This window comes from Streptomyces sp. NPDC047841, assembly GCF_040704085.1.
Lineage (GTDB): Bacteria > Actinomycetota > Actinomycetes > Streptomycetales > Streptomycetaceae > Streptomyces > Streptomyces argyrophylli.
This window is the reverse complement of record NZ_JBEYRP010000017.1, coordinates 44,252-55,781: the sequence shown is the minus strand read 5'-3', so window position 1 is coordinate 55,781 and position 11,530 is coordinate 44,252. Positions and strand designations below refer to the sequence as shown.

10 protein-coding genes and 1 pseudogene are annotated in these 11,530 nt (G+C 71.7%); 6 read left to right on the top strand and 5 right to left on the bottom strand.

All coding sequences use genetic code 11. The features are described 5' to 3' along the window. The first annotated feature begins 298 nt into the window (after positions 1 to 298). The 3 genes from AB0947_RS27945 to AB0947_RS27935 all read left to right on the top strand — a co-directional run bounded on the left by AB0947_RS27945 (position 299) and on the right by AB0947_RS27935 (position 2,564). On the top strand, positions 299 to 1,081 hold the full coding sequence (locus AB0947_RS27945) for an MEDS domain-containing protein (protein WP_366753093.1): 783 nt from the start codon (positions 299 to 301) through the stop codon (positions 1,079 to 1,081). Next, positions 1,078 to 2,031 carry a sensor histidine kinase gene (locus AB0947_RS27940; protein ID WP_366753092.1) on the top strand — a complete coding sequence of 318 codons (954 nt, stop codon included), beginning with the start codon at positions 1,078 to 1,080 and terminating at the stop codon, positions 2,029 to 2,031. The genes AB0947_RS27945 and AB0947_RS27940 overlap by 4 nt, the downstream gene beginning before the upstream one ends. 161 nt (positions 2,032 to 2,192) lie before the next feature. Further along, positions 2,193 to 2,564, top strand: coding sequence for an STAS domain-containing protein (locus AB0947_RS27935; RefSeq protein WP_366753091.1), 372 nt, complete (start codon positions 2,193 to 2,195; stop codon positions 2,562 to 2,564). A 93-nt stretch (positions 2,565 to 2,657) separates the two neighbouring features. Here AB0947_RS27935 and AB0947_RS27930 read toward each other — a convergent pair. After that, positions 2,658 to 3,185, bottom strand: a pseudogene (locus tag AB0947_RS27930) (zinc-binding dehydrogenase); the annotation flags it as partial. Between the two features lie 92 nt (positions 3,186 to 3,277). Continuing rightward, positions 3,278 to 3,973 (bottom strand): glycerophosphodiester phosphodiesterase family protein, encoded by a 696-nt coding sequence (locus tag AB0947_RS27925; protein ID WP_366753090.1) that lies wholly within the window; start codon positions 3,971 to 3,973, stop codon positions 3,278 to 3,280. 457 nt (positions 3,974 to 4,430) lie between these two features. Between AB0947_RS27925 and AB0947_RS27920 the strand changes: the two genes are divergently transcribed. Continuing rightward, complete coding sequence (locus tag AB0947_RS27920; protein ID WP_366753089.1) at positions 4,431 to 6,203, top strand: MOSC and FAD-binding oxidoreductase domain-containing protein; 1,773 nt, start codon at positions 4,431 to 4,433, stop codon at positions 6,201 to 6,203. Here AB0947_RS27920 and AB0947_RS27915 read toward each other — a convergent pair whose 3' ends face one another. Both AB0947_RS27915 and AB0947_RS27910 read right to left on the bottom strand, forming a co-directional pair. Beyond that, the gene (locus AB0947_RS27915) at positions 6,204 to 7,097 is read right to left on the bottom strand and encodes a short-chain dehydrogenase/reductase (RefSeq protein ID WP_366753088.1); all 894 of its coding nucleotides are present in this window, start codon (positions 7,095 to 7,097) and stop codon (positions 6,204 to 6,206) included. Beyond that, positions 7,094 to 8,038, bottom strand: a complete 945-nt coding sequence (locus AB0947_RS27910) for a hypothetical protein (protein ID WP_366753087.1) — start codon at positions 8,036 to 8,038, stop codon at positions 7,094 to 7,096. The genes AB0947_RS27915 and AB0947_RS27910 overlap by 4 nt, the downstream gene beginning before the upstream one ends. Between AB0947_RS27910 and AB0947_RS27905 the strand changes: the two genes are divergently transcribed. Both AB0947_RS27905 and AB0947_RS27900 read left to right on the top strand, forming a co-directional pair. Next, positions 8,037 to 8,249, top strand: a complete 213-nt coding sequence (locus AB0947_RS27905) for a hypothetical protein (protein WP_366753086.1) — start codon at positions 8,037 to 8,039, stop codon at positions 8,247 to 8,249. The genes AB0947_RS27910 and AB0947_RS27905 overlap by 2 nt on opposite strands. After that, positions 8,246 to 8,977: a DUF1990 family protein gene (locus AB0947_RS27900; RefSeq protein WP_366753085.1), complete on the top strand. Its 732-nt coding sequence runs from the start codon at positions 8,246 to 8,248 to the stop codon at positions 8,975 to 8,977. Before AB0947_RS27905 ends, AB0947_RS27900 begins: the two co-directional genes overlap by 4 nt. Before the next feature lie 331 nt (positions 8,978 to 9,308). Here the strand turns inward: AB0947_RS27900 and AB0947_RS27895 are convergent, their stop codons facing one another. Beyond that, positions 9,309 to 11,345: a protein kinase gene (locus AB0947_RS27895; RefSeq protein ID WP_366753244.1), complete on the bottom strand. Its 2,037-nt coding sequence runs from the start codon at positions 11,343 to 11,345 to the stop codon at positions 9,309 to 9,311. Between the last annotated feature and the right edge of the window lie 185 nt (positions 11,346 to 11,530).

The window sequence follows — 11,530 nt, the reverse complement described above, 5'->3', positions numbered from 1 at the left end:
GGCACCTCGCCCCCGGCGGTCCGTCACCGGCGCGGGACCCGCTGCCGCGAGGGATGTCCGGACGGATCGGACCGGAAGAACACCGCACCGGGCAGACGCCGTGCCGGAAGCGCACCTGGCCGTGGTGAGCCCGGATGCGACCGGGCTGTCGCCGCCCACCGGCTCACCGGACCGTTCCCGGCTCGGCTGCGGCCGGCACGGCGGACCCGGGGCCACGGGGCCCGGCGTGCGAGGCCGGAGGGGGAGCGGGTGCCCGCGGTGTGTCAGTAGAGTGGTGGCAGCAAGCGAGGGAGGGGTAGTGAGAGCGCCGCGCACTCTGACGACCCTGGACGAGGTCGACACGGGTGATCACGTCTGTCAGGTACTGGACCCCGCTGACGACGTCGTCGACCGCAGCCGGGCCTTCGTCGCGGACGGAGAGCTGTACGGCGACAAGGTGGTGATCGTCGGTCCCATGCTCCAGGCCGACAGCGAGTTCGCGCGGCTCGTGCTCGATCCCGCCCGGCTGGGCGGTTCCCTCCTGGCCGCGGTCCGCCGCGAGGCGGCCACCGCCGACCGGCAGGGGTTCCGTTCGCTCCGGGTGCTGCGTCACGTCGCTCCCGGGTGCCGCGCGGCGCGGACCGACGAACTGCTGCGCAGCGAACTCGCCCTGGAGGAGTTCGCCGCCGACACCGGAGCCCTGGTGGTCTGCGCCTACCACGCCGCCGACTGGGACCTTCCCGCTCTCCAGCGACTCGGGTGCGTGCATCCCCACCGGCTGGGCAGTCCTCCGGTATCTCCGGCGTTCCAGGTGTTCCGGGCGGGGAAGGAAGGCTGGGCGGTGACCGGGATCGTCGACGGCGACGGCGCGGACGCCTTCCGTGCCGTCCTGTGCGCCCTCCTGGCCCAGAGGGACACGGTGCGCCTGTTCTGCCACGCCCTGGAGTTCTTCGACGCCTCCGGGATGACTGCCCTGGCCGACGCCGCCAGGCACCTTCCGGACCGCAAGATCATCCTGGAAGGCGCCAACGACACCGTGCGGCTGACCTGGGAGCTGTCCGGCTTCGCCTTCCCCGACATCCCGGTGGTGATGGCGCCGTGACGACCTTCTCCGCGCCCGCCACCGCCGCGGCCGGTTCCGGTTACCGGCACGAGCTGTACCCGTACTCCGGCAGGGACGAGTTCGTCGAGGGCACGGCACGTTTCATCCGGGACGCGCTCGACGGGGGCGAGGCCGTCGTCGTGGCCGTCCCGCAGGACAAGGCTTCCCTGCTGCGCGCCGAGATCGAGGACGACGCCGTGCGCTACGTCGACACCAGCCGGGTGGCGCACCATCCGGGCAGGCTGATCGCCGCCTGGCAGGAGTGGCTCCAGGAACACGTCTCGGAAGGGCGGCCCGTCCGGGGGATCGGCGAATCGCCCTGGGACGCGGTCCGGGGCCAGGCCGAGGCCCAGGAGCTGCGCTACCACGAGTGGCTTCTCAACAAGGCGTTCGCCCAGGGCCCGGCCTGGTGGCTGCTGTGCCCCTACGACATCGCGCAGGACGACGGCGGGCTGGCGCAGATGGCCCGCTGCCATCCCGAGCTGCGCGAGAACGGCCGGACCGTTCAGTCCGAGACGTACGACCCGCAGGCGCCGTACCGCTTCACCCCGCTCACCGGCGCCTGTGATCCGTACGACGAGTTCTCCTACACCCAGGGCGAGCTGTCTTCCGTGCGCGAGAAGATCACCGCCTGCGCCGAAGAGCACGGCCTGACGGGCCGGCGCCTGCGCGAACTGCACCTCGCCGCCACGGAGGTCGCGACCAACAGCATCCGCCACGGCGGCGGACACGGCGTACTGCGCACATGGAGCGAGGACCGTCGGCTCGTGTGCGAGTTCCGCGACGCCGGCTACATCGACGACCCCCTGGCCGGACGGAGGAGGCCGGACCCCCGGCAGGCGGGCGGACGCGGCCTGTGGCTGGTCCAGCAGCTCTGCGACCTCGTGGAGATCAGGTCCACACCGCACGAGGGCACCACGATACGTCTCGACACCGCGCTGCCCGAGTGATCCGGGGATCCCGCCCGACTCCCGAAGGCGTCCCTGTACTCTGCACGGACAGTCGAGTCGTCGCCGCCAGCAGGCACGCCGGCCCGAACGACGGGTAGGCGTACGACAGTGCCCACACAGGGCGGTACCAGGCGAATGGCCAAGTTGGGAGCACGTCACCCATGCTCACCGTGCGGATGCGGGGCGAGGACACGACAGTCGCACAGTTGCCGGAGGAGATCGACTACGACACCGCGTCACTCATCGGTGCCCAGTGCGAGGACCTGGTCCGGCAGGGCTGCACCACCCTGGTCCTGGACGGGTCCCGCGTCGAATACCTCGACTCGTCGGGCGTCAGCATGTTCCTGGCGCTGTGGCGCATGCTCGACGCCCGCACCGGCACCCTGCGCCTCGCGGCCTTCAACGCCCACCACCAGCAGGTGTGGAAGTTCCTCGGCCTGGACACGTTGCTCCCGCTCTTCCCCACCGCGGACGCCGCCCTCGCGGCCCCCGCCCGGCAGGACCACATGGACCGGAGCCAGGACGTGGGCTGACGACGGCAGCGCCAGCCCTTCAAGGGAGCCCAACTGCTTCTTCGTTGCCATAGGCGGCGGTGTTCAGGGTGACGCTCTGCATGAAGAAGATGTGGCGCGGCCGGGGCTGGCGCCGCCGGTCAGGGTGATGTTGCGCATGAACTCCGCCGGGCCGATCGGACCCGGCTCGTACTGGAAGACGCCCAGGCGGCTGACGCTGCCGCCGCCCAGGACCGCGCCTAGCGCGGTGTCGACGGCCTGGCGGGTGCCCACGGCCTCGGTGACCTTCTCCACGCCGCCGGTCAGCTCGCGGATGCGGACGGTACTCTCCTCGCCGCGCTCGGCGACCACGTCCGTGGCGCCGGACTCGCGGCCCAGTCCGGTGCGCGCTTCGTGGCGGCCGGCGAGCACGATCCGCCCGGCGCCCAGCCGCTTGGCGGCGATCACCGCGCACAGGCCGACCGCCGACGCCGGCGGTGACGGCACCGTGGTGGCCGGTGGTCATCACATCAGACAGCGCCGGCAGCGACGGCAGCAGCGCAGAGCCGGCGGCCACCGGCAGCTTCATCAAGGCGCCGTCCGCGTAGGGACGCGAACGGCTTCGCGCTGGCCGCGGTCGACACCGTCGAAGCCGTACCGGCCGCTTTTGCAGAGCGCTACAACCGCGGTCTGGCCTTCAGCAAGAAGCCCGGCGGCGTCGCCGACAGCCCGACGACCCGTGCCGGCCCGGAGGGTCAGGCCGTGGCCTCCACGAGCCGCTTCATGCCAGGCTGGTCGGTCACACAGCCCACCAGACCGAGCGCCCGGGCCAGCGCCAAGTCCCGCTCGTCGTTGACCGTCCAGGCCATCACGTCGATGCCGGCCGCACCGCACTTGTCCACGATGGCCTGGTTCAGCTGGCGCAGGTCCACGCTCACCAGACTGGAACCGACCTCCTGAGCGCGGCCGACGAAGGTGTCACGGTGCGCGCTGGCGCCCGCCACCAACACGGTACGGGCCTGCGGCAGCAGGTTGTGGATCTCGATCAGCGCGGCGTCGTGGAAGGACAGCACCGAGACACGGTCCAGCAGGTCACGGTCGGCGAGCACCTTGGCCAGCGACCGGGCAGCGGCCACGTCCTTGATCTCCGCCTGGATCGGCAGCGTCGGCCCGACGGCGTCCAGCACCTCCCCGAACGTCGGGATCCGCTCGCCGAGACCGGCATCGAGCTCCTTGAGCCTGCTCAGCTCCTGGTCGGCGATCCGACCCGAGCCGTCCGTCGTACGGTCCAGGGTTTCGTCGTGCATGACGACCAACTCGCCGTCCCTGCTCAGATGCAGGTCCAGTTCGATGCCGTCCAGTCCCTCGCGCTCGGCCCGCAGAAAGGAACGCAAGGTGTTCTCCGGCTCGGCGGCCATGACACCGCGGTGGCCGATGGTGAAGAAAGACACTCTGTTGCCGTCCTTCGATGGGGAGACCCGGGCAGCCGCGCGAGCGCCGTACCCGACTGCCCGCCAGCACGCCCAAGCCTAACGGCCCCCACCCGGCCGGACGTTCCCACCCACCCGGAAGCCGGTGTCTCCGGTGGTCTGCCGGAACTCCGCAAAGCGGAACGATCCTGGACAGGACAGTCGGGAACGTCCGGCATGGGGTCCTGAGTGGCTGCTGCCGGACGCCGGGTCTAGCGTGGGCACCGTGCCCCAGGCTCCCTGCGGACCGTAGAAGTGGGATCCCCGGGAAGGGAGGTCGGCATGCCTCCCTCCGTACCACCGGACCACGACGATCGCCGGCCAACAGGTGTTCTCCGCAGGCGCGAGGCCGGTCTGCCCGGACACCCGGCTGCACGACCAGACCTTCCTGGAGCGCTTCCGCACCAGCAAGCCGGACCCCGAACGAGGAGGGTGAGCGGTGGCGACCTTGGTCGCGGTCAACGTGGGGATGCCCGCGGACGTGCCCTGGCACGGCAGGACCGTGTACACCGGCGTGTACAAGCAGACCGTGTCCGGACCGCGGATGGTGCGGCGGCTGAACATCGACGGAGACGGCCAGGGCGACCTCGGCGGACACGGTGGGGAGATGCGGGCCGTGCTGGTCTACCAGCTCGAGTCCTACCGCTTCTGGTCGCGGGAACTCGGCCGCGACGACCTGACGCCCGGAAGCTTCGGCGAGAACTTCACCGTGGACGGGCTCCCCGACAACGAGGTGTGCATCGGCGACCGGTACCGCATCGGCGGGGCCCTGTTCGAGGTCTCACAGCCCAGGGTGACGTGTTACCGGGTCGGCCTGCGCCTGGGAGAGCCGCAGATGGCGGCGCTGCTGGTGGCCCGTCACCGGCCCGGTTTCTACCTGCGTGTCATAGAGGAGGGGGAGGTGGAGGCCGGGCAGGAGATCGTCAGGGTCTCCACCGGCCCGGAAGCGATGACCGTCGAGGAGATCGACTCGGTCCTCTACCTCCCCGGACACACGCGCGAGCAGGTGGAGCGGGCCCTGCGGATCCCCGCCCTCAGCCCGGGCTGGCAGGGGTCGATGCGCACGCTTCTTGAGCAGGCGGAACGGGGGCGCGGCTCGTCGTCGGGCAGCGCCGGCCTCACGGCGGCATCCAGCGCCCCGCCCCCTGCGTGGGCCGGCTTCCGCCCCCTCACGATCACGGACGTCCGGCCCGAGAGCGAGAGCGTCATCAGCCTGACCCTGGCCGCAGCCGAGGGCACCGCCCTGCCGGCCGCCCTGCCAGGACAGTTCCTGACCGTGCGGATACGGCCCGAGGAGGACGGGCCACCGCTGATTCGCAGCTACTCGCTGTCCGGCCGTCCCGGCACCGGCACGTACCGGATCAGCGTGAAGGTGGAGCCACACGGCGTGGCGAGCAACTACCTGCGCGCACACGCCCGCGCTGGTGGCAGCCTGGACGTCGCCGCGCCCCGCGGCACGTTCTGCCTGTCCGACGGCGACCGTCCGGTGGTTCTCGTGTCCGCCGGGGTAGGGGTGACGCCCGTGCTGGCCATGCTGCATTCGCTGGTGAGCGCCCGCTCCCGGCGGCAGGTGTGGTGGCTGCACGGCGCCCGCAACGGCACGGAGCACCCCTTCGCCCAGGAGGCCCGCGGCTTGCTGGAGAGCCTGGACCACGCGCGGTCGGTCGTCTACTACAGCAGGCCGAACGCCGAGGACCGGCAGGGCGAGGACTACGCGCAGGCGGGACGCCTGACCAGCGAGCGGGTTCTCGGCCTCGGTCTGCCCACCGATGCCGACGCCTACATCTGCGGGCCGGTGACCTTCATGGACGATGTCACCGCCGCCCTGGTCGAGGCCGGCCTGCAAGCGTCGCGCGTGCACACCGAGAACTTCGGCTCCGGGCCCTCGATCACTCCGGGCATCAAGGGCGCGCCGCCGGCCGGGGCGCCGCACCAGCCCGCGGGGCCGGCCGGCACCGGCCCCTCCGTCTCGTTCACACGCAGTGGGCTGACCGTCGCGTGGGACGACACCCGCGATTCCCTGCTCGAACTCGCCGAAGCCTGCGACGTCCCGGTCCAGTGGTCGTGCCGCACCGGTGTGTGCCACACATGCGAACTCGCCCTGATGTCGGGGAGCGTCGACTACTCACCCGATCCCGTCGAACCGCCGGGCGACGGGAACATCCTCATCTGCTGCTCCAAACCCGCTCAGGACGTCGTCCTGGACCTTTAATCAGCCCTGCCCGTCGCCGTCCGCCGCGGCCGCGGCGCGGTCGGCCCGTCCACCGGCGCCCAGGCTGCCCGTGGCACGCAGCGGCCGTCCGGCGTCCCAGCGGGGCAGATGGTGCCGGGCCAGCCGCAGTACCACGGGCGGCAGGGCACAGCGCACGGGCTGGACGAGGCGCAGCCACGCCGGGACGTAGACGGCGGTGCTGCGGCGCTCGACGGCGCGCGCCAGCCGGGCGGCGACCGCGTCCGCCGGTCGGATGTCCCGGACGCCGGGGGGCATGTGCACGCGCAGTTCGCGCAGGGCCGCGAAGCCCTCGGCTTCGCGGATCATGTCGGTGTCCGCCCAGGCGGGATAGGCGACACCCACCGCGATCCCCTCATGGGCCACCTCCGCCTGGAGGGAGTGGGCGAAGGCCTCCACACCCGCTTTGGAGGCGCAGTAGGCGCTCATCATCGGGGTGGCCCCGAGTGACGCGAGCGACGCGACCTGGAGGAAGTAGCCCGCCGTCGCCGTCAGGTCGGGCAGGAAAGCCCGCGCCGTCTGGGCACTGCCCGTCACGTTCACGTCGATGACACGGCGCCATGAGGCGGGGTCCGACGTCGCGAAGGGGCCTCCCTCGGCGATTCCCGCGTTCGCCACGACCGCCGACGGCCGGCCGAGGTGTGCGCGGACCTCGCCCGCCGCATCGTCCAGAGCCGCGCTGTCGGTGACGTCGACCTCGACCGCCAGCGCCGGTACGGGCAGGGAGGCCGCCAACGCATCCAGTTCGGGCCCCTCATGGCCGAGAAGTGCCAGGCGCGCCCCGCGCCGGGCCACTTCGCGCGCCAGGGCCGCTCCCAGTCCGCGTGCGGCTCCGGTGATCACGACGGTCCGGCCCTGGAGCGGGCTTGCCCTCATGTGCTGTCCCTCCGCCGGCGGTCCCGGCTCGCGCCCGGCCGGCCGGACCGGTCCGCCGGCGGCGCCTCCTGGGCCGGCGCGCCGCCCGAAGGGTTCGCCCCCGCCCGGGAGACCGGGCGCACCGGGGCTCCTTCCGGCGACTTGAGCCAACGGGTGGAGATGTGCACACCGTCGGCCGGCCGGCCTCCCGACATCGCGGCGGCGGCCAGGCAGAAGCGGACCCACATGTTGAGCTGGATCTCCTTCGCCAGGCGCAGGTGCGAGTACAGAAGGTGCACCAGGCGGCTGCCGGGGCACGCCCAGAGCTCGATCTCGAACACCAGCAGACCGTCCTCCTCTCGCGCGCGGAAATGCACCTGACCTGCCTCCATGTGACCGCGCAGGGTCACCAGGTGCAGGCTTTCGCCGTCACGGTGGACGACCTTGACCGGTCCGTTCCAGGGCCCCGGCATCTCCACCAGCAGCTCGTCCCCGACGTCCAGACCGTGGTCACGGAGGTCACCGGTGTGGATGTCGACCACCTCGGAAGGCACGAATCCCTTGAAATCGCGGCAGACCCATTCGATGAGCCGGCCCGGGCCGACGTCGGTATCGGCGATGCGCACGCGGAAGAGGCGGTGGAACAGGGGGCCGTAACCGTCCTCGGCCCGTTGCACCCGGCTGTCGACCGCCGCGGGCGGCAGCTCCGGCGGGAGGTCCGTCTCGTCACCGCGGCACTCGCCGCCCCGGTGCAAAGGCGTCGTCTCCCACAGGTAGCGCCACGAGACCAGCCCTGTGCCCAGAAGCCACCGCGCGAGCACGGTCAGCGTCCGAGAACGGCGTGGAGGCGTCATCCCGGCCCCTTCGACTCCGTATGAAACATCGGCAAAAGGTCTATACCCTGATAAAAGCGTACTTTCGCGAAAAATGCTGATACAAGGAAGCGACCCGGAGGTTCCCATGGTGGTCCGGCTCCTGCGCCGCGCAGGTGTGCGGAGTAGTCATCTGCACCTGGTCTCGCTCGCCTCCGTAGGCCTCTGCGTGACGTTGTGGGTGCGCGCGAAGGCCGTCGACCAGGAGCAACGGGGCAACGCCGAGCGGCGCGCGCTCTTCGTGGGTCTGTGGCCGCCGACGCTGTGGCTGATCGGCGACTCGCTCGAAGGTTCCGAATGAGTTCCTTGGGCAACCGGGTCTTCGGACGGCCCGACGCCGTGCAGGTGTGGCGGAACCTCGCGGACGCGCGCGTCAACTACGCGGTCGACGAGGTACGCCGGCCGTCGTGGAACATCGACGTCCACCGCACCGCGCTGCCGGCGGAGCGACCGGGCCCGCCGGAACCGGGAGGCTCCTGGGAACGGGCCTGCCGTCTGGTCCGCGACTACGAGTTCTCGCCGCCGGAGATCGTGCGCGCGCTCTACGACCCCGCCGCCCCCTTGCTCGGCCGCGACATGCTGCTGGAGGCACGGTTCCACGGCATGCACTTCTACTGCGGTGTGCGCGTCACCGCAGTGGTGGACGAGGTGCGCGACGGGACCGGCCGCGTCTGGGGATGGGCCTACGAGACCTTGGAGGGCCACCTGGAACGCGGCCGGGCCACCTATGAGGTGGTGAAACGGCAGGACACCGGCGAGGTGCTGTTCGTCGTCTCATGCCATTCGCAGGGCGCCCCCACCCTGGACCGGATCACCCACCTCGGGTGGCGCCTGTTCGGCCGCCGCACCCAGCTGCGGTTCTACCGCAGGTGTGCCGCACGGCTGCGCCTGTTCGTCGAGGCCGAACTGGACGGGCGTCAGCCGCTGCCCGGCCGGTCCCCGGCAGTCGGGCGTCTGGTGTGGGCGCCCTCCGACACGAGGACGCACCACAGGGACGCGCTGGCGATCCACCGGGTCGCCCCCGGCTGAGGCACATCGCCGGATCGGCCGAGTCCGGCCGGGGTACCCGGACCGCGTGTCAAAAACCTTGCGGAGAGCGGGCGTTGCCCTGGCGATGTATGTGCTGTTGGCCGTGATGATCCGGTTCAGCGGGGGTGGTGCCGGCTGGGGTCCGGCGTTGCTCGGTGCCCTCGTGGCGACGCCGCTCGGGCTGTGGACGATCTGGCTGCGTCGCCGCATCAGGGAACGGGCGCAGGAGTGGGGGAGGCGCAGGTTCCGGCCTTGGCCCGAGGAACGGCACCGCTGAGTCGCCCAGCGCCGCAGAGGCTGAGCACGCCGGTGCGACGTGCGTCCGTCCGCGTCAGGAGAGGCAGTCACCCGAGCCGATGAACTCGGGGGTACCCATGTTCCCGCTGTAGACGGCGACGGACCAGCGGATGTACTGCCAGGACCGGTTCCTGCTGTACTCGTCCCTCAGTTTCCCGCAGGTGGTCCTCCGGGCGACATCCTGGAAGTTGTCTCTCTGGGCGCGGCCGATCAGCGCTCCGTAGGTGTCCTGGATCCATACGTACGCCGCCTTCTCGGCCGGGTCGAACCCGAGGCTGATGTCGTCGTCCGCGGCGGAGGGGTCCACGCCGTTGCCCTCGGCGACCCGGGCCTTCCACGCGGCGGTGATGGCCTTGTCCGTGGCGTCGGCGACCCGGATCTCGTCGTTGTCGGCACTGGGTATCTGCGCGGTCGCCATGCCGGACTCGTCCCCCCGCCACTGCCCCGCGACCTCGCTGTAGCACCCGTCGGTGGCCCGGCCGAAACCGAGGACGTCCGCCTCGGTGTCACCGTCGGAGTCCTTCCAGAAGACGGAGTAACGGCCGTAGGGCCACGTGGCGGGGCTGCTCTGGAGGCGGCGGGCGAGAGTGGTGCAGGATGCCGTCTCACCTGCCCTGCGGAACACCTCCTGGTCGTCCTCCGGCAGTTGGGAGACCGGCCCGCCGGTCACCATCACGGTCTGCGCACGCCGGTTGAACGTGACCGTGGCGGTGAGGTGGTTCAGGCCCTTGGTGGCGAGCATCGACCTCACGTCGTCCTCGATCGCCCGGGCGGTGTCCTTCTCCTCCTGGGTGCTCGCGGTGGTGCTCGCCCTCCACTCGTCGTCCGACGGCTGCTCCTCGTCACCGGCCCGCGTGAACGCCGGGTCGGCGACGCCGGCCAGCGGATCGGTCGGTACGCGGATCCCGCGCGCATCGTCGGCGGTGTGCGTCGCCGCAGCCGGACCTGGGGTTCCGGCGGGCCCGGTGGCGTCGTCGGTGTGCCGGGCCGGGGACGCGGTCGGCCGTTGCGCGACGGCGTCCCGCGCCCCGCCCCGGTCACCGTCGTCAGGGAAGGCGGCCGGGAAGGCCAGGGCGCCCCCGGCGAGAGCGCCGATCACGGCGGCGGCCACGAGCACGGTCGTGACGGTCCGTCTGCGCGAAGGAGGGGAGGGGGCGTGCCAGGCGGGGTCGTCGACGGTGGGTATCTCCCACACGGCCGTGACCAGTTCACCGGCCCGGGTGGGTGCCGGTCCGTCGTCGCCCGCGAGGACCTGGGTGGCCTGGGAGGCGAGCAACCGCGAGCACTCCTGGGCGGCCGAGGCGGCGGATATCCGGTCGGCTGGTTCCTTCGAGAGGGCGCTCTCCACGACTTCGCGCAGTTCCTCGGGCACACCGTCCAGGTCGGGGTCCCCGGACATCACACGGAACGCGACCACGTCCGGCGCGCCGGTACCGAACGGGAGCCGGCCGGTCGCGGCGTAGGCGACGAGCGCACCCCAGGCGAACATGTCGCCCTCCGGCCCGGCGGCGCCGGTGCGGTAGTACTCGGGGCTGATCCAGCCGGGCGTGCCGGTCATGACGCCCGTCCGGGTCACGCTCGTGCCGTCGGCGGCGCGGGCGATGCCGAAGTCCAGGACGCGGGGGCCGGCCGGAGTGAGGATGATGTTCTGCGGCTTCACATCGCGGTGGACCACGCCGGCTTCGTGGACGGCCGCCAGTGCTTGGGCCGTGCCCGTCGCGAAGGCGTACAAGGTGCCGCCGGTCAGGGGACCGTGGCCGGCCAGGTACTGGTTGAGGGTGGGGCCCGGAGCGTAGGCGGTCGCCAGCCAGGGCGCGTCGGCCTCGGGGTCGGCGGCGAGCAACGGCACGAGACACGGCCCCTGCACCCGCGCGGACATCTGCACCTCGCGGCGGAACCGGGCCCGGAACTCGGGGTCTTCGGCCTGCGCAGGGTGGATCACCTTGACGGCGACCCTGAGCCCGTCGGCGGTGAGACCGGCGTGGACGGTCCCCATGCCGCCGGAGCCGAGGCGGCCGATGATCCGGTAAGGACCGACACGGGAAGGATCACCCGGGCGGGCGGGCTGCACCCGCCCCCCGGAACCAGCAGCGCTCACGACGGGTCCTAGCCTGGGAAACGGATAGTGAAGAAGATGTGAAGGAGGTGTATATCATGATCACGCGGTTACGTGAAACGGCCCCCGGGCCGTGCCGACGAGACAGCTCGGCCACGACGCCGCCGAACTCGCCGCGCCCGCCGATCAGTTCACGGCCC